A 23,485-nucleotide genomic window follows, 5' to 3' on the forward strand; every position below is an offset into this window, starting at 1 on the left:
TTCAATTTTATTGAACTTGAGGTGATGGGATGGATTTCAAAACGTTAAAGACGTTTCATAAAATCGTGGCTTGCGGAAGCTTTAACCGCGCGGCTGAAGAACTGAATTATGCGCAGTCCACTGTCACAATGCAAATCAAAAAGCTCGAAGAAGACCTCGGCATCCGATTGCTCGAGCGGGGGAAAACATTCCGACTGACTGAAGCCGGCAGGCTTTTTTTTGAAGAAAGCAGCCATATTGTCAAGAATATGGATCACCTTCAACATCATATGGCCGACTTATTGCTTGGCGAAGCGGGAAATATCCGTCTGGGAGCGGTCGAACCAATCGCGAGCTGTGATTTGCCGCGGATGTTGGAGAGGTTTTTAGCGGATTATCCGAAGATCCGGGTTTCCGTAGATATCGCCAACTCATCGACATTGGGGGAACGGCTGGTTCAAGGCAGCCTGGACCTTGCCGTCTGTTCGACTCCGGCAATGGGAACTGATCTTTATTTTGAACCGCTATATGCTGAAGAGCTCGTAGTGCTGCTTCCTGAAGGACACCCCGCCGGAAACAATGAACACATCCATCTGAAAGATCTTAGGGAGCACCGTCTACTGATCACAGCCAACAATTGCACCTACCGGAAGAAAGTCGAAATCGCGTTTCAAGAGCTGCCGGGAAGCCAAATGAACACGATGGAGATTGGAAGCATGACCGCTTTGAAAAATTATGTTGCCGCTGGACTCGGCGTTGCCCTGATTCCGAAAAGCATCGTCTCCCCTCCTCCTCCCGGAACGATTGTCCGGTTTATCGGCGATGACCCGATCAGCGTAACCTTCGGCATCCTTTGCAAAACCGCGTCTTTCCCGCTGAAACAAGCGGACGCAAAGCTTTACCAATATTTGAAACAGGAACTGGGAGAACCGAAAAAACCTTCCGGCTGATGTCGGAAGGTTTGGGATTATGACATAATGGGACATTGAATGATGATGATCTGGTCTCAGAGGGGGATGGTTACTTGCACCTGTCCGCCCCCCGCTTCACCGTTTTTAATCGATAAATCGCCTTGATGAAGCTTGACAACACGAAGCGCAAAGGTAAGTCCCATACCGTAATGCCCATTCGATGTCCGGCTTTTATCTTCCATATAGAAAAGCTCGGCAGCTTTCTGCAGGCCTTCTTGAGAAAATCCTTTTCCGCTGTCAGTGATTGTGAAAATCAATTGATCATCCGTACACACAGCTTCAAAATCGATTCTCCCGCCTTCTGGTGTATGATCTGCAGCGTTCGTCATGATGTTCATCAACGCTCGATGAAGCAGCTGTTTGTCCAACAGTGCTTTTTTATCTTCAAGGTTCTGTTCCTTCAGCACAATGTCAACCGATTTGTTCCCTATGTATGCTTCAGTGTCATTGAGAACACTTTCGACTAACGGTTTCACAGCACTTTCTCTATAATCGATATTTAATGCTTCCTCCGTTTTTGACAAATGGATTAATTGGTCAATGTACTGGCCGATTTTTTGTCCCGCATCAAGTATGTATCTGATATATTCCGACTGCTCTTGATTTTGCGGTGATAAGCTCAGCAATTCCGCATTACCTTTAATAATGGTCATTGGAATTTTAATGTCATGAGCCAATGCGCCGATCTGTTCTTTTTTCGTTTTCTCTAAGTGCCACTGCGCGCGGAGGGAGGCTTGAAGGGCATTCCTCATGTCTATCAGGGAACTGATCACATGATCAAATTCCTTAATATTCGAAAACTCCGGAGTGAAATTTAAATTTTGTTTTTTAATTTGCTCAGCGATGGTGTTTAATGTTTGAAAATGATCTTTTAACCTGTTTGCAAATCGGGTTGTTACCGCAAAAACAACCGTAATTAGAAGCAGAATGATGATGCATAAGCTTGTCAGCTCATAGTTCGGGAGAAACCGTCTCAGCAGGGGAGACCGAAACTCAGCGCGCAAAGGATACTCCAACACACAATACTCGTCTTTGCGTTCGATGATCATATAGCCTTTTTGACTTAAGGTGACATACGGCCTGCTCTCAATTTTTTTCCGTACAATTGAAAGATTCGTTTCTTTCATATTTCCCGCTGTCTTTTGTTTCGACTTTTTATCCAATATGGCATACAGCATCGTATCAGGTATCATGTCTTCCGTTATCCGTTCAGCCGATTGAAGCTTGGGCTTAAGCTTTTCAGCTTCGATTTCATTGTAATTGGCAGGATAAAACAGCCCTGCATTCATTCCGATCATATTGATCAAAACATATACAGCCGTGATCGCGATCAGGCTGAAACTCAAAGTGAGCATATATTTGATCAGTTCTCTGCGCAGCGTCTTTTTTTTACGGATTATTCCCATCTGTACCCTACGCCCCATACCGTTTTGATCGGATCTCTTTCGTGTTCTTTGCATTTTTTTCGGATCGTGCGGATAAATTCGGTTATCGTGGAGTATAATGCATTGCCTTCCAGCCCGTATACATAATCATAAATTTCTTCTCGTGTAAAAGTTCGTCCTTTATGCTGAGCCAACAGCTCACATATTTTAAATTCATTTTTTGTTAAATTCAGCTTTTGATCATGAATAAATACTTCTTTGCTGTCAAAGTGAAATAAAAAACCGGAAATCACACGTTTAGTTTCGTGTTTCTCTCTTTTTTCCCTTCTCAAGTGTGCATTTACTCTCGCACTGAGCTCAAGAACGCCGAAGGGTTTTGAAATATAGTCGTCTCCTCCAGTCAGGAGGCCCTTAACGATGGCCTCTTCCTCCGTCTTAGCGGTGAGAAACAGGATCGGACAATCTACCAGCGGCCGGATTTTCTCGCATAATTCAAATCCGTCCATCCCCGGCATCATCACATCAAGCAAAATTAAATCATACCCTGAAAACACGTCGAGAGATTCGGCGTTAACTTGACTCAATGTATGAACTTGATGCTGATCGCGGCGCAAAATATTTTGTATGAGTACAAGAATATCTTTCTCATCATCTACTGCCAAAATGTTCGCCACTTGCTGACCACCCTTTTTCATTATTCATAAGCTTTTCTTCCTTCCCAGCGGATAAACCAAACGATGCTTAGAGCGAATACAGCTATTATAGCAAACACCATGATGAAAGCCCCCTGCTTGATTTCCCCGTCTAGAACAGAACGCAGAGACGAATCAATTTGGACAAATCGGTCAATCCCCTTATACCCTGTCAGCCTGATTCCCCATGCCCAGGGATTATATTTCCAAATGACATCGCCCAATCCCGTATTCATCAGTGCTGTCATCAAAAGACCTGCCCCGCCTATTAAAATCGAAGCCCCCATTCCAAATATGCAGCTGATCAGAAAATAAATGAAATAAAGTGTGACACTTCCGGCTGCCAGCCATGCCCCAGCCTCTAAAAAAAGGGCGATTGTCAGGTTCGGCACATGAAATAGAACTTTGAGCCCCAATACATAGAGTCCAATAGCCAAGAATACCGCACACAAGTTCATGAACAGAAGCAGTGTGACTTTGCTTAAATAAGCCGTTAATTTGGGCGCCGTGCCGCCCAACAGCACTTGAAAACGGCCTGCCCGCTCCTCTAATGAAGCCGTCATTCCGCACACTATTCCAATCAGAAGCGGCAGGGCAATCGCAATTGCCTCAAAATACGTGCGGTATAATTGATATGGATCATGATCTCTGTTATAGAAATAAAGCAGAAAAACACTCGCACAGATAACCGGAACGGTCAAGTGAAGCCAAATAAAAGATGTGCGCTTTGTTTTTTGAAAATCAGCCGCAAGGCATCTGAAAAATAGCAACAAATCAAACCGCCTCCCGTTTTATCGATTTGCGATCAACGGCAGGGGAAAAAGACCGCCTGGTCAGACGAGCCAAAATAGCAAATAAAACAATAGATAGAACAACAGCCGGAGGAACGACTGCCCAGCTTGTTAAAGGATCGCCATTTTCAAGAGGCACACCGTTGGGATGGATGCCAATTGTCGGACACATGACCCTGATCGGCCAGCTCCACGGATTCAGCCACCAAAAAGGACTTGATGCCGACATGATGCCCAACACGATACTGCCCAGCATATTGAACAAAACGGCAGATATAAACCCAAATTTTCGCGCTATCCATAAACAGATGGGGATCTCCCACAGTGTCGTAAGCCAAAGCAGCAGATTCGCTGCAATGACTGTCAAATGAATGCTCGAAAATTGAGGAATGACAAACTGCATCACAACCATGAACCCTAAAAAAACAGCTTGAGACGCTAAAGAATAGAGCGCGATGACGCTTATTTTTGCAGACCAGATCATATGTAAATGTACGGGAGAAGAAAAAATGCCGTTATAATTCGACGCTTTCATTTCTTTCTGGTGTGATAATGCACAAAGCAAAGCGATCATGACCGGCATCAAGATGACAGACCACCAATTATACGTACCTGCTACAAAGAATCCCGGATTCATTAAAAAGGCGAAGCAAATATTAATCAAAGGCACAATGAAGATCATCTTTCTCGAAAATGTTCTTTTAAACTTCAGGTTTTCCGCTTTTGCATAATATCCGATCATTGTTCTCCGCCTTCTTTCCCCCGCGTTGATTTGACAACATCCATAAAAAGCCGCTCGAGATCGTCCCCCTTATTGATTTTCCCCTGATATCCGAGGTATCCTCCGCTGATAATCCCGATATGGTCTGCGATCTGCTCGACTTCCGACAGAATGTGGCTTGATAAGATGACCGTCATCCCTTGCTTTGGAAATGACCTGATGAGTTCCCTTAACTCTTGTATACCGATCGGGTCGAGACCGTTCGTAGGCTCATCAAGTATGAGTAATTTAGGGCGATTTAAAAGAGCGATGGCGATCCCCAGCCTCTGCCTCATTCCCATAGAAAACTGCCCCGCTTTTTTCTTTCCGGCATGATGCATATCAACAGTTTTAAGCACCTCTGTTATTCTCGCATCAGGAAGACCCAATAATGTGGCATGCACCTTGGCATTCTCGTAGGCTGTTAAATTATCATACAGAGGCGGGGATTCTATTAAAGAACCGATGTCTTTTAATACAGACCTTTTCCATTTCCGCCCCTCAACCAAAATGTCCCCGGCAGTCGGGTTTAAGATTCCGGTTAAAAGTTTTAAAGTCGTTGATTTTCCTGCTCCATTCGGTCCAAGCAATCCGTAAATACTGTTCTTTTTAACTGACAGTGAGACGTCTGAGACCGCTTGCGACCTTCCAAACTTTTTTTGAAGATGCCTTGTTTCCAATAGAATTGTACTCATCTTAATCTCTCCTTGTTTGATCTGATCGGTACCGATATCTTAAAATACCTTTCTCAAGATTTAATCAGAATCAAACGCAAAAAACCTTCCGGTTCCCCGAAAGGTTTAGCGGCCTTTGCCTTAAGAAGGCATAAGCTCAAGATGATGATCCAGTTCGTCCTGCAGGACGGCTTCAATATCTTTAAAACGATTCGATACGGTCGAAGCGCTGACACCGTATTTTTTTGCAAGCTTCGCCTGGGATAACGATTTTTCCGATTTGGAGATCGTATTAATAAAATACTCCAAAGCAGCTGCAAAGGCTTCTGTTTTCTTGATGACCGGCGCTTTTTTAACACAATACGATTTCCAAAGGCCGACCGCCCAGGAGACAAATGGCTCAGAATGTCCTTCGTCAAGCATACCTTTCTCAAAGACAAGTGCTGTTTCTTTCTCCATCTCATTGGCCCATTCGATGTCTTCCGACCCTTGTTCAGACGGTGCACTCTCTTCCTGACGGCAAAGTTGCATTAACACATGATGAAAATCATCTCTCATCAGCTGTTCTTTTGTTCCGCCTTCTTCTGTGAAACGGCTTAAAGCATCGTTTAACCTGTCTTTGAGAGCATCCGCCATTTTTGCAGGATAGATGGTGAATTGTAAGAAGAACTCGGTATGGCTTCCGATCTTGATCGGAAAGCCGAGCACGTACTCGCCTACAAAAGGCCCTTCCCGCTTCACATTCATCCTTATAGTGAGCTCTTCATTTGTTACAGCATCCTCAAAGCGAATGCCGCCATCTGTTATATGTTTCACACGCAGCAGCGCAGGGGAGAGGTCTTTCCACGATTGAACGGCTTCCTTAGTCTGCGATCTGAGAATCGAAGAACCCTTTTTCTGTAAAAAGTCTTCGAAAATCGTCAATCCTCCGTCTGCCAACGGCCGGGAAAATACTCCCCACACGCCCAGATTAAAAACACATATCTTTTGTGCAGACTGATCCAAGTCTGACAGAAAAGAATACTGATTAAGAAATTGATCGATTGTGTCTTTATGTTCCGTAAAAGCAAATTCCATGACGTCTTTCTGGATTTGTTTCAATTCCTGCACCGCGACAGCCGGAAACGCTCCCTCCGCTTTGCCGCAGCATTTTTTATATTTCAGCCCGCTGCCGCAGGGGCAAGGCATATTTCTCTTTACTTTTCCCACGTTTAAACCTCCGTATCTTATACTACAACTTATTTATTTTATCAAAACTTTCAGGAGGGGGAAATCCGATAATGAAAATCAGTATGATTTAGCTGAAAAGTAAAATTTTATAAAAGGGGTCAAATAGAAAAAAAGACTATAAAATGGTTAGTTCTGCGTTTTTATCATCCATTTATGACAGAGGGTGTTATACATTTTGCAATACGCTGGTTTTTGGGTTAGAGCGGGTGCATGGTTGATCGATTGCGTATTGGCGGTCGGATTACACTTTTCATCCGCATTGATTTGGAGACGGATCTCCTGAGGTCGGTGCAACAGCACTGCTGGTATACGTTTTGTATCCGCTTTTGATGCCGCTGACAAAGCTCCGATGCACATTGGAAAAGCACTTTTTAGACTGATGATACAGGCCGACGGATGAAGCTATGGCAGGCTTTCGTGCGCTACTTCGTCTCATGGGTCATGAAAACAGGCGACACTGAGTAAGCGATCTTTATGTATTTAAGTGCATAGAAAAAGGGATATGAATCCCTTTTTCTATTTCCGGTATTCCAGCAGACTGATGGTCAGGAGCACAAGGAAGCACCCCAGCCACTGAATGGATGTTAAACGTTCGTTTAAAAACAAAACACCTCCGAAGATGGTAAGAACGGGGCCGATCATAGAAATGACGGCTCCCCGCTCCGCTCCTATCCGCTTCATGCCTTCCAGCATGAATAAAAAAGGAATGACCGTCGTCACCGCTGCAATGATCATAAAAAAACCATACATTGCGGGAGGATAAGAAAGCAGGATTCCCGGCTGTTTTCCTGTTGCGCGAAACAGCGCATAACCGGCCATCGCAAGACTTGCCGCCGACATTCCATAGGCATTCATCCGAATCCCGCCGATTTGACGGACAAGGCCTCCCGCCACAACAAGATAAACCGCATAGGCGACAGCGGACAATAAGATCAAAAAAGCTCCTGACAGGTTCGCTTCAAATGCTTGCACATCCCATCCGCCGACAGCCAAGAACAGCCCGGCATTCACAAGCAAGATGGCAGCAAACGTTTGACCCGAGATCATTTTTTTATTTACAAAGGCAGTGATGATCAATACGAACATGGGATAGCTCATCACAATCATCCGTTCAACGATTGCCGAAACATCATGAAGGCCGATAAAATCAAGCAATGGCGACAGAAAAAAACAAAGCAATCCGGCCGCATAAGCTTTAAAAATCTCCGCTTTTTCTGGTTTAGCCGGAAGCTTTGAACGATACACAACAAAAATCAACCAAAACAGCGGCGCCGCAAATAATTGCCGGTACAACAGCACCGCTTCCGGCTGTGCACCTTGTTCATAAGCCCATTTGACAAAAATGGATTTTGAAGCAAAACACATCGTCCCAAAGACCATAAAAACGACCCCGGCCGCTTTTCGAACGCCGCTTTGAATATGGCCGCTCTGCTCAGCTGTACTCTTCTCTGCTCGACTCAACTCGTATCACCCGTCCTTTTTATTCGTGGATATGTTTTTTTATAAAATGGAGCAATGTGCTTCCCTGGGCCGTCAAAATCACACCTTTTCCCAAACATTTTGGACAAGGCTCCGGCTCTTCTCTTCCGCTTCCATTGCAATTTGGACATGTCGTTTCCAAATCGTCCGTTGCAATCACCATTTACCATCACACCTCCGTTTCCGTTTAACATGATGCGGCCACTCCGGCCAGCCTTCCTCCATGGCCACCACCTCCTTAAAAATACAAAAAACCCCCGTCACAAAAGGACGAGGGTCTCGCGGTACCACCTTTATTAATCGCATCAACGATTCGCTTGGAACATACGGAAAGGGAACAGTCAGCCCTTTCGATACGCTTCTCTTGATAACGGAGAGAACTATCCCGGCCCCGCCTACTGTCCGTTTCAGCGAAGCGATTCAGAAGCCCATTCGGCGTCAGAAGGGCATCGGTTCACACCAGCCACCGACTCTCTTAAACCCATGCTCTGACACGTACTTGCTCTTCCTCAATATCGTTTAACCGTACATGATTTGTAAAAAATATATTACTCTGAAAATTAGCATGTGTCAATCAGCATTAAATTCTTGTTTTTTTACGAACCTTTAATATACACACGGTCAACAGACACAAAACAAGGAGATTGAATGCTGCTATCCAATAAAAATATCCAGGGATGCCTATGACGAGAAGCGGTAGTCCCAAGCTGAGAAATACACTGGCAAATGCAGCATACAGCACTTTTAGTAAGCCATTATATTTTTCTGCTTCAGATTCGCGGTCTGTATAAATCGCATTTGTTTGAACTTGACTGGGATCAGCCGCAAAGTAGTGCCAATTTAAAAACTGTGTCACATGCTTCCAGCCTGCATCCTCGTATATATGAATATATTCTTCCTGATCCAGGTTTGATGTTGTCTTATAGTCGAGCCGATATAATGTATTGCTTGGTTTTGTCTTTTCAAATATATAGATAAATAAAAAGAAGGACTTTAACATCCACCCCTGTTTTGCCATTTCATTCAGCCAGTTCTCCTCCTTCCGGTCTTGCCAAGCAAGAAAAAAACGGAATTTACGCTTTCTTTTTTTACTCATGACTTGTATCTCCCTCTTTTTGAAAAATAGATTGACTGATCGCCACTAATTTGGATAGGCGTTTAAATTCGAGTTCAATCACCTGCCATCCTTCATTCGTTAAAATATACTGCTTTCGCCGATTATCGCCGGATTCGCCTTCCTTTCTAATCAGCCCCTGCTTTTCGAGTTTGCTTAATGCACCATAAAGAGTGCCAGGCCCTAGTTTGACCTCACCCTCACTCATGCTCTCAACTCTTTGCATAATGCCGTAGCCATGTAATGGTTGAGTTAATGACAATAATATGTAATACGTAGCCTGCGTAAGCGGTAAATAGCTTTCCGCCGTTTTTTTCTTCACTTTTCGCACCTCATTTTAAGTATGGCGTTTTTCATTTATATATCTCATGAGCAGTACAACACCTATTAGATTGAAAATGATGCTGCCGCCAAGAGCTAGTCCCCACAATACACCGTTTATTCCTGATAAAATCGCTAAATTTAATAAAAAAATTCCGCTCAAAACAAATAACATCCCGGTAAAGTGTGTATTCAAATCATTCGCCTCCTTATTTTACATCGCCTTACGATATATCGACTGACGATATAATAACATATTAGAAGATTCGACACAAATCAAACACAGCATTTACCCTGCAAATCAAATAAGTGAGCACAGGCTATTGCCCAAAAGGAATAGCTCACATTAAAATTAAAAAAACCGCCTAAAAGGTCATTTCACGACCTTATCAGGCGGTTTCCGGCGATTATTCCTTATTCCTGTCAGCAAACACCGTCATGGCGTCGCACATGAACTTCGCCAAGCCGGCGCCGTATTGATCAATGTTTTTCGTAAAGCGCTCGTCAGCGACATACATTTGTCCCAGACCTTTGAAAGCTTCGAGCGAATAGCTGTGGCCGGTGTTATTGTTCAGAAAGTCGTACCATTCCTTTATAGCCGCCTGTGCTTCCTCTGAGTCTGAGGCGCCTTTTCTGAGGGCGGCGATTTTTCTGTAAATGGCATCATATTGCTGTTCCATCTTTTTCCGTTCACCTTCGGGCATGGATTCGATATAGGCCTTCGATCTGTCGACGGCTTCATCGCCCCAGCGTTCCCGCGCTTCTTCCTCATACGGGTTTTGACTGAAATCAAATCCCGCGAATTTTTCCTCGTTTGTCATGTTGATTTCTCCTTTCGCGAATTGGATCGTTTTATCGATTGTCGCAATCATTTGGTCAAGCCGGCTTCTTTTCTCCAGCAGCGCTTTGCGATGGAGCTGAAGCGCCTCATTCCTGTCAAATGAAGGGTTCTCAAGAATGCTTTTAATCTTTTTTAAAGGGAAGTCAAGCTCTCTGAAAAACAGGATTTGCTGCAGCTTTTCCAGATCGTCATCTGAATACAGCCGATACCCGGCTTCGGTCGTCTCCGACGGAGCTAATAATCCGATTTCATCATAATGATGCAGTGTGCGCACACTGATGCCGACTAAGTCGGCCACTTCCTTTACTTTCATTTTCATTTATCTGACCTCCCTTCGATATTGACTATAAAGTATCCCGCAACGTGAGGGTCAATGCGAAATTTGAAATTTTTTTATACAAACAAAAAACCCGGCAAAATTGCTTTGCCAGGTCTTTTAAGAATTGTTCAGCAAGACTTCTTTAAGAAACGGATCATCCAGCCACTCGTTCAGCTGGTCCGCGGAGAATCCTTTTGATACATTGAGATCGATGAGCGTTCCGCCGGCATATCCGAAAGAAGCCGATCTGTCCGCAATGGTGTCCGGCCCTTTCGCCAGAACATTCTTCAGCTTCTTCAGCATGTTTTGAAAGCTCTTCTCCAAGTCGCTTTTCGGGTCTTTAGCAGATTCAATCACTCTGATGAGCCTCTCATTTCCGCCTTCAAGCTCTCCTTTTTCATCCAAACTGACATCAGCCAAAGACAGACCGGCAATCGTTTTCAAAAACTCATTCACATGCCATTTTTCATAAGCTTCTTTATCCAGCGGCGTTCCATTTTGTTCACCGATCAGTTCCGCATGGCTCAACAGACGGGCGCCAAACCGTTTATCACTGTTATTTAAAACGGCTTCGATCCGGGTTCTTTTTTGTTCATCTTCGATGCCTTCAACTATAATCCGGTTATTTCCGTCTACATGCAATGTCAGATGTTCACTCTCGGAAAGAGAAATTCCGCTCTCGCGCAGCGTCTCATCGATCTGGCTGTTCAAACGCTGCCTGTCCACATAAAGATTATAGATCTCAAATTGAACGCCGTTCATTTGTGATCGTAATGACGGTGCATTTTTTTGAGCCGCTTCAGCCTGTTTGCTGATGGAGAGGGTGTCTGTTTGGCTGCCGGCCATTCTCTTGGAACCTCTATTCTCGGCCGGCATCTCCGCGGCGGCAGGCTTCATCAGCTGCTCGGAATAAAGCGAAAGTTTTACCCTGTCTCTAATATTCATGGGAGCTCCTTTCATGCCAATTACATTCAGCGGATGATTTCATTTTGGTTTCCCGTTCTTTCAGAAGATCCTACTGCAGAATAGCCGTAAGCATCTTTAAATAAGTAAAGATCATAGTCTGTATTTGCCGGGATGTTCTTTAGGTGAATGGCAAGCTGTTCTCCCTTTGTCGCGTAAAATTTGTAATAATCTTTATCGCTTTCGCTGTGAATCGTCGCCGAAATCGTCTTGTATTTCCACAATCCTAAATCATAAGCCTCAGCGAAAGAATTGTTGGGTTCATACTCATCTTCGTAAACATTTGCCGAAGCCGAAAATGCTGGAATCGCCATCAAAAACACACTGAACATGAAAAGAAACAAACTTTTTTTCATTTGTCCTTGCCTCCCGTTTATTCATCACCATAAAGGAACTCCCTTCCTAATATCGGTAATTGAATTGGAAGTTTAATGAATATTTTATAAAATAATATAATTTTTCCAAGTTTACCCATCCGACGGCTCTGCCACACTGCCCACAAAAAGGTTCATTCCGGATGTTTCATCAACAATCGCGAAATAAAACGGGTGGTCTGCAGTCATCGTCACTTCAGGGACGGGAGCTGATTCGATGATCTCAACCGCCGTTGCCGCGGATGCTTCGGTACCCGCTTCATCCACTTTGATAAATGTTTTATGTCTGACTTTATTAATTTGAGCGGCCCCCTGTCCAGAAAACATATTTGAAAAATCCGCGCTGCTAAACACGGTTTTCATTCCAAGCCGTTTAAGCGGTTCATTTAACATGTAGTCTGTTTGAAATGAGAAGCGCGGCAGCTTGAGCTCCACCTGTTTCATCGTCCAGCCCTTATGCAAGGCGCGCCATTGATCATACGTCATGCCAGCCAGAAGCTGTTCAAGATTTGCCGCTTTTTTCGGCAGAAAAACAGCCAATGACAGACCTTCGTCTTGAAAAGGAAGCTTGACGGCTTGAAAATGTTTGTTTTCCAGATAAGGAAAGCGGTTAGTCTGCGTCATCATGGGGTGTTTTTTTGCGGAGCCGTCCGCAGAATAAAATGGCTGTTCCGCTGTCATGTGAGGATCAAATGGATGCTTCCAGCTTTCTCTAAAATAGACGGCATTGATGATGTAGGCAATCGTATTCGACGAGACTTTGTCAACGATCTGATCAATGCGGTCTTTCGTTTTCTTTTTGACCCAGCCGTTGATTTCTTCTGCTGCCCGATTTGGATCATCATGAAGCTGATAGGCGTCGCCAAGGCCTTTGATCGCGTCTTGAAAGCTTTCTTTCAGCTCCCTTTTGGACCATATCGAATTGGCCGATGAAAATTCGCCGTGAGGCAGCGTTTCTAGCGAACGATTCACAGATCGTGACATCCTGTTGATCGATGTCATATCCGTCTGGTTGAGGTTTAAAGTGCCGAGCAGTTCCTTTCTGCTGTCTCCCGCGGCACCGTTTGCCGTCATCACAAGTGCCTGGTGAATACTGTAAGGCGAGAGGAAGATGTTTTTCCGGCTTCCTTCCTCTTTTATCATGTCTTGAAACAATGCGAGCGCAAACCGCTGTTCAGCTTCAGATAACGAGGCGTCCGTTTTTTGCGCGGATCTGACGGGCGGGGGATCGGCCTCCTTGTGCACTCCGCATCCGGCCAACAATAAAAGACCGGTACATATCACCATCGCACTCCATTTCGATTTCAATTGTCAACACCTCCTACTGTTGTAGTGGGTTTAGCATTGGAAAACGTTACAAAAAACGGCAGCAAAAAAAGCTTATCCAATGCTGGATAAGCTTTCTGTTACTGCGCTCACTGTCCTTTAACAGCCAGTTCGCGCAAATCTTTTTTGACGATTTTGCCGAGCCTGTTTTTCGGAAGGCTGTCGGTAAAAACGATTTCAGGAATTTTATAGTCGGACAGGCGCTCTTTGCAATACGCGATAATGTCCTCCTTCTTAAGGCCGGAGCTTTCGTTTTTCACCACATACGCCCTCGGAACTTCCCCGTACATTTCATCCGGGACGCCGATGACGGCCGATTCGACGACTCCGGGCACTTGATCGATGATCTCCTCCACCTGGTCAGGATAAATGTTGTCGCCTCCGTAGACAATGACGTCTTTATACCGGCCGGTAATATATAAAAATCCGTCTTCATCAAGTTTGCCGGAGTCCCCCATATAAAACCAGCCGTCTTTCAGCACCTTTTGCGTGGCGGAAGGATTTTGGTAATACCCTTCAAAAACATACGGGCTTTTGACGACGACTTCTCCGACTTCGCCCCTTGGCAGCTCTTCATGTGTATCAGGGTCTTCGATTTTTATGCTGACTTGCGGAATCGGCTTGCCGGCTGAATTGACTTTATCCCAGCCCATGTCAGGCCGCCATACGCTGACCGTCCATGCTTCTGTGCTGCCATACCCCTGCACCATCAGGATTCCCATGTCATTGTACTCCTTAATCAGCCGCGCCGGCACCTTGGTGCCGCCGGAGACAAGCATTTTCACAGACGACAGGTCGAATGGATGTCTTTTCATTTCCTCCAGCATGTAAGTGTAGACGGAAGGAAACGCCATCATCATATGAATGCGTTTCTTCTCGATCTCCTGCAGGATTTCAAACGGTTCGGGGTCCCATAAGAAATGAAGCCCAATTCCTTCAAAAGCCGCCTGAAAAACATGGTTGAGCGAGCTCATATGATAAAGCGGATGGCTCGCTAAAAAGCGCATGCCTTTCAGCTGTTTCGATTTCACGTTCACCTCTGTCAAGTATGCGGCCAGACTGCCGTGGTTGACCATACAGCCTTTCGGATTTCCGGTCGTGCCCGAGGTGAACAGCATTAAAGCCAAATCATGCTCGGTCACCTGGTCGGCCTCCACCTCCAGCGGCCTGTTTTTAAATAGGCTCTCAAACTGTTCAGTCGTGTTCATTCCCGCACCCGCTTCAATCATCAGGCAGAACTGAAGCTGTTCGCGGAGCGGCGTTAGTATATCGGCAAATTCCAAGTCATAAAACATCACCTTCGGCCGGCAGTTGTTCAAGATTCCTTTTAATTCATACGCTGTCAGCTGCCAGCTTAACGGCACGACTGTCGCCCCGATTTTAAGAGACGCCAGCAAAATGACGGGAAAATGATGATTATTTTTACATAAAACCGCGATGTGGTCTCCTTTTTGAACACCCTCCTCCAGCAGATAATGAGCCAGCTGGTTCACCCGTTGATGATACGCTTTGAACGTAAACGTTCGATCTCCTCCGGACAATGCTTCCAACCCATCTGACGTTTCCATATGATGATTGATTAATTGCTGAAGTGTACTCAAAATTTTCATCTCCAAATTTTCATTGTTTCTCACAAAACCTGGTGAGATTATGTGACGCACAAATTCATTCTAAAACAAAATATATCCATTGTAAAACTATTTCATAATAGAATTATTATCTTTATGAATTGATAACAAAAGAAATTAAATGACTCATGTTAAAATTCATAAAATCGTTTTTTGCGGAGCATTCGCTTATGATAAAATAGACCTATGTTTGTTTGACCAGCATAAAATTGCTGATCTACTACACGATGTCGGAAATGAGGAAACCTTCATGAATCACCATCGGATTGAAGCGAATCTATTGGATCATGCTTTCACGAAATATTTGCGGTCTTCAAAGAAATTGGACGAAGAAACGATTCCGAAAAGTATCACGAGCGGCAAAGGGTTTATTTTGCGTATCATTTACAGACACGGAACATGTACGATAAAGGAGATTTTACAGGAGGTCGCCCTGTCTCCATCAGCAACGACAACAGCTCTGAACCATTTGGAGAAAGAGGGCTTTGTGATCAGATCGAGAAATAACGATGACCGGCGCACCGTCTGGATCGAACTGTCGCAAGAAGGCACGAGGATCGCCGCACAAATGGTGGAAAACCGCCAGGCCTTGATCGACAAGCTCTTCGGCAAATTGTCAAAGGAAGAAAAAAAGGTTTTTTTTGCTATGATTGAAAAAATTATGATGTGAAACGGGCCGTCGATCGAAATCGACAGCCCTTTTTTTATTGTCTGACTCCAAGCGCGTCCAGCGCCATCTTCAAGTGCTCTTCTTGTTTTGTCTGCAGGGCGAACATGCCGATTTCGATGCCGTAGGCGGCCTGCAATTCTGTAATATGCTCTTTCATCCGCGGCCAGACCCGTCCCCCATCTTTTTCATAATAAGAGATGAGCCGGGCGGTTTCGGCTTCTCCTAAAATCGTCTCGTATAAAAGAAAGTCTTTTGCCGGGTCGGCGATTTTCGCTTCCGTCCAATCCAACAGCCCAGTTATGCTCTGATGCTGGTCAATTAAAATATGCGGGGGATGCAAGTCGCCGTGGATAAACGCAGTATGTTCAGGCCAATACGAGTCGTCGGACAGCCACTTTTGCCATCTTTCCCAGAGCTCGCCGCTGACCCCGAGCTCTCTTTTGATCTGTTCCATCTGCTCTGCTTTTGACCGCCTGACGCCATCCGGATTCATCACATGCATGCCCGCTTCTTCTGCGGCTTTATGATCAATGCTGTGCAATAGTGCGAGCGTTTTCGCCAATGACTTGACAAAGGCTTCAGCCGGAGGCTCATGATCCATGTTCCATACGTAATTCTTCATCTCCATGTCAATGACCGCGGCAGGAACCCCCGGAAGCTCCGGATATGCAATCAGTTCGGGAGTATGAATGCGCCAATCCGGCACAGCGGCGGGAAGATGGTTTTGCAGCAGCTTCAGCACTTTCCCTTCATACACTGCTCTTTCAATCACATCGTCGCGCCGCGGTTTTCTCAAGACCCATCTCTTGCCTGCTTCATCTTCGGCAAAGACGACTTGAAAATCCATGCCGGACTCGTTGATTTCCGCATGCTTTCGTTTCAGCCGAAGGCCGTGTTTTTCCGCAAGTTTTAATATTTGTTCAATTTGTTCATTTACATTTGTCATATACGATTTTCCCCTTTACTGAAGGTTTTTAATAAAAAAAAGCACAGGTCGTCTGCCTGCGCTGGAAAGTAAACGGAAAAAGATATGACAAATAAACTGAAGGCAAGCTTCAGATAAGCTATTTTTAAAGGCAAAAAAAGAGGCGCTGGAATCCGCGCCTCTCCCTCTGTTATTGCATAAAGGGTCCCCTAAAAACAGGCAGACTGATCCCGATTACCCTGCACACAGGCAGAGACTTTGTTCACGATTTAGTTAGCGAGGACAAAGTTCAATCGGAATCTGATGTATCCCATTTGGGAAATCCCTCCGTTCTTTAAAGTTATCCTTATTTTAACAGGTGGCAGGGTGACCCGCAACGCAAAATTCAATTATTAAGAAAATCAACCTGATAGAGGAAACCCATATGTTCCTGCCTAACTAATAATTAACACCCGTTCGGCGCTTTAATTCTCTTAGCCAAGCCGTATCCCCGGTTCCATAGCTTTTCTTTTGCCCTGTATCCCGCAAAGATCCGTTGCTGTAGTCAATAGATAAGATAAAATCCGGAACAGAATCATATCCGGCTTCTGCAAGTCTGTTCAGCTCTGCTCCATAATGAGCGATTGCGAAATGAGCCGTTTTCTTTTGGACAGGGTCCTTCTCCAGCTCTTCTTTATACACATCTAACAAATCCCGGCCGTCAGGTGTTACATATCGGCCATCAACCACTTCCAAGTCCTTCAGGTGATAGCCTGTCACCTCATATATCTCGCGAACCGTGTGATATTTTTGCTGCGCTTCTTTGGAATATTGGGCTGAATCGCTGCTCAAGCTTTTCATGATATGCAGAAATAACTGTTTGCTGTTTTCTCCTGATTGCAATATATGTTCAAGTTGATGGATGAGCTGCTCATCATCTGTTCCGCTCACTTTTACTTGATAATCAATCGGTGAAATTGTAAAGGTGAGCGCCGTATCCGCAGGAATGGCAATATGATATTGATCCAGCAGCGCTTGAAGCTGTTTGTTGACTTGGCTGCGCTGATATATTTTCTCATTCTCCGCCTCTACTTCCCCATTAAAATTCACATTTCGAAACGCGGCATCCTGCATATTATAGTTTTGCGCTTTTCCTTTGAACAGCCACTCAGTTTCATTGTCATATGCAGCTTGTCTTTCTGCTGCCGACAGGTCATTTCTGAAATAAGGGGAATTGGAATTTTTGTATTTATCCTTAATATAGCCTAAAGGATCAGGTTTCGTTTTGTTCATTGCATTGATTTTGCTGTATTTTTCATCTAAGATTTTTTTCCTGATATCACTTTCTGACTCATAGGGGTTTTGGGCATTGATCTTCGTTTCTTCCACAGTTTGATCATTTGCTGCTTCGTATGCCCGCCTGAAAGCTTCGGCATGATTCACAATACTGTCCTTTGAGTAGTTCAGCTTACTCAAACTTTCCTTCGATGGTCTTCCCGCTTGACTGCTGGCCTTCTTCGCAAAGGCAGTGATATCGGAAGAGACATTTTTTACAGTTGTATCAGCCGCATTCCTTTTCAACATATTCTGAATCATCAGCTGTGTACGGATGTATTGACTATTGAGACGCATTGGGTACCTCTCCTCAATTCTTTCTATAATCCCTATATCGGCTTGATTATGTTTATATTAACCTTATTAAACAGTAATTTACATAGCACCCTCATCAATTTGGATGAAAAATCAAAAGGCATCCGAAAAAACGGATGCCTTTCCTTATTTCTAATCTTCCCTGTCACTTTTATTCCGTATCCGCTCAATCACCTCATGCAGTCCCTCAGGTTTATAAAATTCCACCGGAGAACTGCCCTTTTCAAAGGAAATCGTCTCGGCTTCTATCAGCGCGACATAGCGCCCGTTTACCTTGGCAAGGTGGATCGAATCTCCGAATTCAGCCAGCAGTCCTTTAATCTCGGTTGCTCCCAGCTTCATTTTCAGCTCTGCCTCAGGCATATGCTCAACGATCTGGGCGGAGGCTTCGATGACTTGATGGGTGTCGAGGCGTTCCTGAATCTCCCGCTTTTCGCTCGCTTCCCAGATTTCGAGATCATGTTCAAATTGCTGGAGTTCTTCGCTTTTGTCTTCAAATGCTTCGTACACATGCTCCTGCACCATGTTCATCACTTGGGACTTCATGATTTCCGGCATCGACTCGCCGTACTCGACGAATTTTAAGAAGTCTTCAAAGTAGCGGGCGTGCGAGGCCTGGTGGATTTTCACTTCGCTTTCCTCTGTCATGCCCTCTTCAGGCATGTGCGGATACTGGATCGATTTCATGTTTTTCGTCGTGATCGCCATTTCGACCTTGCGGATCAGCGATGATTCATCGGCGATCGAAGCGACCTTCGGTTCAAAGTCGCACTTCATGACAAAGACAAATGTATCATCGAAGTATTTGCGCGGTACGGCTGTCGCCACCAAAAAAACGCCTCCCCTGACGGCGCTCGTGTCGAGGTATGTGCGGACGAACTGTTCGCTCAGCTCATTGAATTCTTCCTTTGTCTCCGCCAGTTTTGTTTTGTGAAACAGATTGTAGTTCGGATTAGAATCAAGCTCATGCCCCGGCTCTGTGATGAAGCGGCCGATTTTCGTCGGCACCTGCTCTGATTTCGGATGGCGTTCGGCTTTCCGCTTCACGATTTTTTTCAATTCCCCGTCTAAGAAATCCTTCAGTTCGCTGGTTTCAAATTCCTCTGTATCCAGCGTCTGAAAATGTTTATATTGCTTGTTGGCCTGCTCATCCTTGCCGTCGACCTGAATGACGTAAAAAGAAATATAGCGAATTTCAAATTCCATGACATGTTCACCCGTTTTCCTTGTTGTTTCAGTTCTTCAAGTATAGGTAAATGCCTGGAATCCGTCAATTTGCACCTTCACTATATAATTGATCCATTATAATACATCTTCCCGGTCAATTTTTCGGATCGACCAAAACGCAATAACAATCCCGATTACAGCCAATGAAACAGGAATATAAATAATAGATGCAATTGAGAATCCAGGACTTTGCTGACCGATCAGCGCAATCAAAATGCAGGATGTCACAATGGTGGCAGGAACGGATTGTTTGCGCATCCCAAAGTATAGTGGAATAAAACTCAACCCTGTCGAAGAAGCAGCGTAAATGAGCATACTGCCAATCTCATTTCCAATGGCTTGCAGCGTCAGTTTTTCCGGGCTGAATTGATAGACATCATTGAGCTGCGAGAAAATAAACGCAAGAATCAGTTCGGACACGATCATTGTCAAGAAGGTCAATCTGCCGGTGAGCAGCAGTTTTGCGGCGATCAGTTTTTTTCGGCTGACCGGATATGTAAACATGACCGTGATGGTTCTGTTTTTATACTCTCCGATGATCAGTTTGGCAATCAGCACGCCTGCAAAGACAATAAACACAGACCTTACAAAAGTTCCGAGAAGCAGCAGCGTGGATCCCGCGTCAGCCATCGCCATTTGGTCTTGAGTAAGATTTTTTTCCTCCGATCCGATCAGGCACAAAAAACCGAGTATACATAGATTTGCAATCACTGCACCTTTGTAATACCACCCTAGTTTCGTTTTTTTAAACTCCAATTTAATTAAATTCAGCATTGAACTTCAACTCCGTTAAAATACATCTATTTTTTCGATCCGCCTTACTGCCAAAAAGGAAAAAATCAGACCGACAGCGGCCAGAGATAAAGGAATATAAACAATTGAAGAAATGGAAAAGTCCGGGCTTGTGGAACTGATCAACATGCTGATCACGACAGACGAAATGATCGTTGCCACAGCGGAGTGCTTCCGCATTCCGAAAAAGATGGGCACTAAACTCGTTCCTGCGGCGCCAAAAGCAAAAACGATCATTTTCAGAGCCTGCTGAGAAACCATAGAAGCTGTTAATTCGCCGGGGATGACCCCATAGATTGAATTCAGCAGAAAAAAAGCAGCGGCAACGCATGCATTTGATATCAATATCGTAATGAAAGTCAGCCCGGCTGCGATCAGCAGTTTAGCAGCCAGCAGTTTTTTTCGGTTGATCGGGTACGTAAACATCACAAGTATTGTCTTGTTTTTAAACTCTGAAATGATTAATTTTGAAATCAGCACGGCTCCGAAAATGATAAAAACCGCTCTGACGAAAGTGCCGATCACAAGAAATGTTTCATCAATCGTTTGGAACGTATCCTTGCCTTCTGTGAAGGTCACCATCCACAGAAAACCGAGGATGATGAAATTGGCAAAGGCGGCTCCGCGTACATACCAGCCAAGCTTCATCTTTTTCATTTCGATTTTCAATAAATTCAGCAAGCATCTCCGCCTCCTTGTGCGCTGGCCGCATTGCCGTTGATTAAACTGAGGAAGTAGTCCTCAAGCGAAGTATGCTTTTTATTCATGGACTCAATTTCTATATCATTCAAAATCAGAGCTTTAGAAATGGCTGTTTGAGAAGCTTCGGCATCATAAATTCGGATCGTTTTATCATTTAGTATTTTAAAATTAGCAATCTGAAGCTCATGTTCAAGCACAAAGCAAGCCCGCAATTGATTCGGCGTCACGAGTTCAATGTACTCTGTGTTCCGGCCTCTTACGCTTTCCATCGATACTTCTTCAACTAGCCTGCCGTCCCGAATCACTCCGATTGTATCTGCAATCTGCTCTACTTCGTTCAGGATATGGCTTGAGATGAGCAATGTCATTCCATATTCTTTGCTCAATACTTGAAATAAGTTTCTGATTTCTTTAATCCCGATGGGATCAAGGCCATTAATCGGTTCATCTAAGATGAGCAAGTCGGGTTTGGTAAGAATGGCACGCGCGATTCCAAGACGCTGCTTCATACCAAGCGAGAATGTTTTGACAGGTTTGCTGTCGATATTTTTTAAATTCACCATGTCCAGCACTTCCTGAATCTTGGCTTTATTGTGATATCCCATATACTCACAGTGCAGATTTAAATTTTCATTGGCTGTCAGATTTTCATAAAAAATCGGGTATTCGATCATGCTGCCTATTTTGCCGAGAATCTCGTATGATTGATTTGTCAGCTTATGCCCGAGAATATTGATTTCCCCGCTTGTCGGTTTTACGAGGCTCGTCAGCATCTTCATGACGGTCGTTTTCCCGGCTCCGTTCGGGCCGAGAAAACCGTATATTTCTCCCTTTCGTATATGCATGCTTACATTTGACACAACTTCTTGACCTTTGAATGTCTTGGTAAGCCCGCTTGTTTGTACGATGTAAGTCAACTCTGTTTCCCCTTTCCTGTCTTTGCTATGTGTCTATTGTAGCGATGGACGCTGTCTTTTTTATTTCTTGTTTCTTAAGAAATTCTTACGTTTGCTAATAGGTCATTCGTTTTAGCGTGATGGAAAACGCTGTCCGTTCATACGGCTTGCTTTGGAGAGAGATGCCCCCTCCCATTTTCTCAATGAGCCTTTTTGTAATTGTTAAGCCGAGCCCGCTTCCCTGGAACGCTTTATTTCTCGATTCCTCAAGGGTGTACAGCCTTTCGAACACCCGCTGCTGATCATACTCGCCAATCCCTTTCCCACGGTCCCAAACCGTAATAACAATCTGCGTGTCATCATATGTAAGGGACAATCCGATCAGCTTTCCATCTGCACCATATTGAATCGCATTTGATAAAAGGTTTTGCAGAACCCGGTCAAGCGCTTCTTCATTTCCATGTGCATAAACCGGGGTATCCGGGATGTCGATGACAGCTTTAAAACCTTTTGCCTGAACGGCATCATAGTGTTGGAGAATGTTTTTTCTGCATATTTCGTTGATATGTATTTTCGTGAGCAGTATTTGCTTATCTTCTGATTCGAGTTTGGCCAAGTCGAAGAAAGAATTCATCAGCTGAATGATTTCTCCTGTTTTTTGATAAAGTTTTTCCAGCAGCCTTTCACGCTCTTCTTCCGCCATATCCGAGTCATTTTGAATCGCCTCGATATATCCGAGCACAACAGTCAGCGGGGTTTTCAGATCATGGGACATATTGGTCAGCATTCGTTTCATTGACTGCTCCGTTTTTGCAAAGCGGGCTGTTATGCGTTGACGCTCCTCAACAAACAGGTTCATTTGCACGAGCAGATCCCGCAGTACTTTATCATCCGTTCCTAATAAAATTTGATCAGCCGCCTGCTCATTTAGCATCATACTGAGCTTTTCCGTGATGTACTTCAAGTTTTGGTCCCGCTGTTTTTTCATTTTATATTGAACGATATTGAGAGACGCCAAAATCATCAGCATGCCAATCCATAACATTGTCATGCTAAAACTCTCCTAATTTATAACCGATGCCCCAAAGCGTTTTAATATATTGCGGAGAGGAAGGATCATCCTCTATCTTTTCCCTCAAGCGCCTCATATGGACGTTAATAATATTTTGATCGCCAAAATAATCCTCATTCCAAACCGAACGATAGATTTGTTCTTTTGTGAATACTTTTTTAGGGTTTGTCACAAACAAGGTCAGCATCTTCCATTCCGTTGATGTCAGCTGAAGCGGTTCACCATTTTTTTGTACGGATACATTTTCTATATCAATCGTAAGCTCGTGAATACGTAGTTTTTGATTTGCCGGCTCACTGGCGGAATACTGCGTTGCGCGCCGAATGGCGGCTTTTATTCTTGCGGTCAGTTCGATCATCGAAAACGGCTTGGCAATATAATCATCCGCACCAAAACCCAGCCCCAGCGCTTTATCGACATCCCCGTCTTTTGCAGAAATCATTAAAACCGGGACCTTGCTCTGTTCACGGATCAATTTCAGAAAATCCATCCCGTTCAGTTTAGGAAGCATGATGTCGAGCAGAATCACATCATAATTGCCCTGCTGAAACAAGCGAACGCCCTCTTCTCCGTCAAAAGCAAGCACGACCTCAAACCCTTCTTTTGTTAAATAATGATCGACCATTTCACTGATCGAATGATCATCTTCAATAAGCAATATGCGCTGCATCTTGTTCACCCATCCTTTTCAACATAAAAACACACGTGCAATTACACTCATTGTA

Annotated in this window: 26 protein-coding genes and 1 other annotated feature; of the genes, 2 read left to right on the forward strand and 24 right to left on the reverse strand. The window is 44.4% G+C overall.

Features of this window, described 5'->3' with window-relative positions:
• Positions 1 to 29: 29 nt before the first annotated feature.
• Positions 30 to 929, forward strand: coding sequence for a LysR family transcriptional regulator (locus LQ247_RS06880; protein WP_144498657.1), 900 nt, complete (start codon positions 30 to 32; stop codon positions 927 to 929).
• Between the two features lie 56 nt (positions 930 to 985).
• Here LQ247_RS06880 and LQ247_RS06885 read toward each other — a convergent pair whose 3' ends face one another.
• The 16 genes from LQ247_RS06885 to LQ247_RS06960 form a co-directional block, all read right to left on the reverse strand.
• Positions 986 to 2,356: a sensor histidine kinase gene (locus tag LQ247_RS06885; RefSeq protein ID WP_075213797.1), complete on the reverse strand. Its 1,371-nt coding sequence runs from the start codon at positions 2,354 to 2,356 to the stop codon at positions 986 to 988.
• Complete coding sequence (locus tag LQ247_RS06890; RefSeq protein ID WP_020450027.1) at positions 2,347 to 3,009, reverse strand: response regulator transcription factor; 663 nt, start codon at positions 3,007 to 3,009, stop codon at positions 2,347 to 2,349. Before LQ247_RS06890 ends, LQ247_RS06885 begins: the two co-directional genes overlap by 10 nt.
• A gap of 20 nt (positions 3,010 to 3,029) precedes the next feature.
• Positions 3,030 to 3,800: a lantibiotic immunity ABC transporter MutG family permease subunit gene (locus LQ247_RS06895; RefSeq protein ID WP_020450026.1), complete on the reverse strand. Its 771-nt coding sequence runs from the start codon at positions 3,798 to 3,800 to the stop codon at positions 3,030 to 3,032.
• A gap of 1 nt (position 3,801) precedes the next feature.
• Positions 3,802 to 4,560: a lantibiotic immunity ABC transporter MutE/EpiE family permease subunit gene (locus tag LQ247_RS06900; protein WP_039073152.1), complete on the reverse strand. Its 759-nt coding sequence runs from the start codon at positions 4,558 to 4,560 to the stop codon at positions 3,802 to 3,804.
• Positions 4,557 to 5,273, reverse strand: coding sequence for a lantibiotic protection ABC transporter ATP-binding protein (locus tag LQ247_RS06905; protein ID WP_020450024.1), 717 nt, complete (start codon positions 5,271 to 5,273; stop codon positions 4,557 to 4,559). The genes LQ247_RS06900 and LQ247_RS06905 overlap by 4 nt, the downstream gene beginning before the upstream one ends.
• A 120-nt stretch (positions 5,274 to 5,393) precedes the next feature.
• The gene (locus tag LQ247_RS06910) at positions 5,394 to 6,461 is read right to left on the reverse strand and encodes a YecA family protein (protein WP_231005788.1); all 1,068 of its coding nucleotides are present in this window, start codon (positions 6,459 to 6,461) and stop codon (positions 5,394 to 5,396) included.
• Positions 6,462 to 6,998: 537 nt separating this feature from the next.
• Positions 6,999 to 7,943, reverse strand: coding sequence for a DMT family transporter (locus LQ247_RS06915; RefSeq protein WP_216921603.1), 945 nt, complete (start codon positions 7,941 to 7,943; stop codon positions 6,999 to 7,001).
• 19 nt (positions 7,944 to 7,962) lie between these two features.
• Positions 7,963 to 8,124 carry an anti-TRAP regulator RtpA gene (locus LQ247_RS06920; protein ID WP_020450020.1) on the reverse strand — a complete coding sequence of 54 codons (162 nt, stop codon included), beginning with the start codon at positions 8,122 to 8,124 and terminating at the stop codon, positions 7,963 to 7,965.
• A 100-nt stretch (positions 8,125 to 8,224) separates the two neighbouring features.
• Positions 8,225 to 8,483, reverse strand: a binding site (T-box leader).
• 58 nt (positions 8,484 to 8,541) lie between these two features.
• Complete coding sequence (locus LQ247_RS06925) at positions 8,542 to 9,057, reverse strand: DUF2812 domain-containing protein (RefSeq protein WP_231005789.1); 516 nt, start codon at positions 9,055 to 9,057, stop codon at positions 8,542 to 8,544.
• The gene (locus LQ247_RS06930; protein ID WP_020450018.1) at positions 9,050 to 9,397 is read right to left on the reverse strand and encodes a PadR family transcriptional regulator; all 348 of its coding nucleotides are present in this window, start codon (positions 9,395 to 9,397) and stop codon (positions 9,050 to 9,052) included. The genes LQ247_RS06925 and LQ247_RS06930 overlap by 8 nt, the downstream gene beginning before the upstream one ends.
• Positions 9,398 to 9,412: 15 nt before the next feature.
• Positions 9,413 to 9,592: a hypothetical protein gene (locus LQ247_RS06935; protein ID WP_146874279.1), complete on the reverse strand. Its 180-nt coding sequence runs from the start codon at positions 9,590 to 9,592 to the stop codon at positions 9,413 to 9,415.
• A gap of 211 nt (positions 9,593 to 9,803) precedes the next feature.
• Positions 9,804 to 10,556, reverse strand: a complete 753-nt coding sequence (locus LQ247_RS06940; protein ID WP_020450017.1) for a MerR family transcriptional regulator — start codon at positions 10,554 to 10,556, stop codon at positions 9,804 to 9,806.
• 117 nt (positions 10,557 to 10,673) lie between these two features.
• Positions 10,674 to 11,501, reverse strand: a complete 828-nt coding sequence (locus LQ247_RS06945) for a DUF4885 domain-containing protein (protein ID WP_231005790.1) — start codon at positions 11,499 to 11,501, stop codon at positions 10,674 to 10,676.
• 26 nt (positions 11,502 to 11,527) lie between these two features.
• Positions 11,528 to 11,875 (reverse strand): hypothetical protein, encoded by a 348-nt coding sequence (locus tag LQ247_RS06950; RefSeq protein ID WP_231005792.1) that lies wholly within the window; start codon positions 11,873 to 11,875, stop codon positions 11,528 to 11,530.
• Positions 11,876 to 11,986: 111 nt separating this feature from the next.
• A complete protein-coding gene (locus LQ247_RS06955; RefSeq protein ID WP_231005794.1) occupies positions 11,987 to 13,201 on the reverse strand; it encodes a serpin family protein in 1,215 nt (404 codons plus the stop codon).
• A 107-nt stretch (positions 13,202 to 13,308) separates the two neighbouring features.
• Positions 13,309 to 14,820, reverse strand: a complete 1,512-nt coding sequence (locus LQ247_RS06960) for a class I adenylate-forming enzyme family protein (RefSeq protein WP_231005796.1) — start codon at positions 14,818 to 14,820, stop codon at positions 13,309 to 13,311.
• Between the two features lie 277 nt (positions 14,821 to 15,097).
• On the opposite strand from LQ247_RS06960, the gene LQ247_RS06965 reads away from it, so the two are divergent.
• Positions 15,098 to 15,517, forward strand: coding sequence for a MarR family winged helix-turn-helix transcriptional regulator (locus LQ247_RS06965; protein ID WP_231005798.1), 420 nt, complete (start codon positions 15,098 to 15,100; stop codon positions 15,515 to 15,517).
• Positions 15,518 to 15,551: 34 nt separating this feature from the next.
• Here the strand turns inward: LQ247_RS06965 and LQ247_RS06970 are convergent, their stop codons facing one another.
• From LQ247_RS06970 to LQ247_RS07005, 8 genes are all read right to left on the reverse strand, one after another.
• Positions 15,552 to 16,463 carry a macrolide 2'-phosphotransferase gene (locus tag LQ247_RS06970; protein ID WP_231005800.1) on the reverse strand — a complete coding sequence of 304 codons (912 nt, stop codon included), beginning with the start codon at positions 16,461 to 16,463 and terminating at the stop codon, positions 15,552 to 15,554.
• A 417-nt stretch (positions 16,464 to 16,880) separates the two neighbouring features.
• A complete protein-coding gene (locus LQ247_RS06975; protein WP_035337348.1) occupies positions 16,881 to 18,053 on the reverse strand; it encodes a DUF4885 domain-containing protein in 1,173 nt (390 codons plus the stop codon).
• Positions 18,054 to 18,203: 150 nt separating this feature from the next.
• On the reverse strand, positions 18,204 to 19,277 hold the full coding sequence (locus tag LQ247_RS06980) for a DUF3900 domain-containing protein (RefSeq protein WP_020450009.1): 1,074 nt from the start codon (positions 19,275 to 19,277) through the stop codon (positions 18,204 to 18,206).
• A gap of 96 nt (positions 19,278 to 19,373) precedes the next feature.
• On the reverse strand, positions 19,374 to 20,072 hold the full coding sequence (locus LQ247_RS06985) for an ABC transporter permease (RefSeq protein WP_231005801.1): 699 nt from the start codon (positions 20,070 to 20,072) through the stop codon (positions 19,374 to 19,376).
• Between the two features lie 15 nt (positions 20,073 to 20,087).
• Positions 20,088 to 20,771, reverse strand: a complete 684-nt coding sequence (locus tag LQ247_RS06990; RefSeq protein ID WP_145929793.1) for an ABC transporter permease — start codon at positions 20,769 to 20,771, stop codon at positions 20,088 to 20,090.
• Entirely contained in the window at positions 20,765 to 21,709 is a 945-nt protein-coding gene (locus LQ247_RS06995) for an ABC transporter ATP-binding protein (protein WP_025810825.1), read from the reverse strand. The genes LQ247_RS06990 and LQ247_RS06995 overlap by 7 nt, the downstream gene beginning before the upstream one ends.
• A 94-nt stretch (positions 21,710 to 21,803) precedes the next feature.
• The gene (locus tag LQ247_RS07000; protein WP_023857761.1) at positions 21,804 to 22,739 is read right to left on the reverse strand and encodes a HAMP domain-containing histidine kinase; all 936 of its coding nucleotides are present in this window, start codon (positions 22,737 to 22,739) and stop codon (positions 21,804 to 21,806) included.
• 1 nt (position 22,740) lies between these two features.
• Positions 22,741 to 23,418 (reverse strand): response regulator transcription factor, encoded by a 678-nt coding sequence (locus tag LQ247_RS07005; protein ID WP_126430477.1) that lies wholly within the window; start codon positions 23,416 to 23,418, stop codon positions 22,741 to 22,743.
• Positions 23,419 to 23,485 lie beyond the last annotated feature (67 nt).

This window comes from Bacillus sp. BS3(2021) (assembly GCF_021043345.1).
GTDB lineage: Bacteria > Bacillota > Bacilli > Bacillales > Bacillaceae > Bacillus > Bacillus paralicheniformis.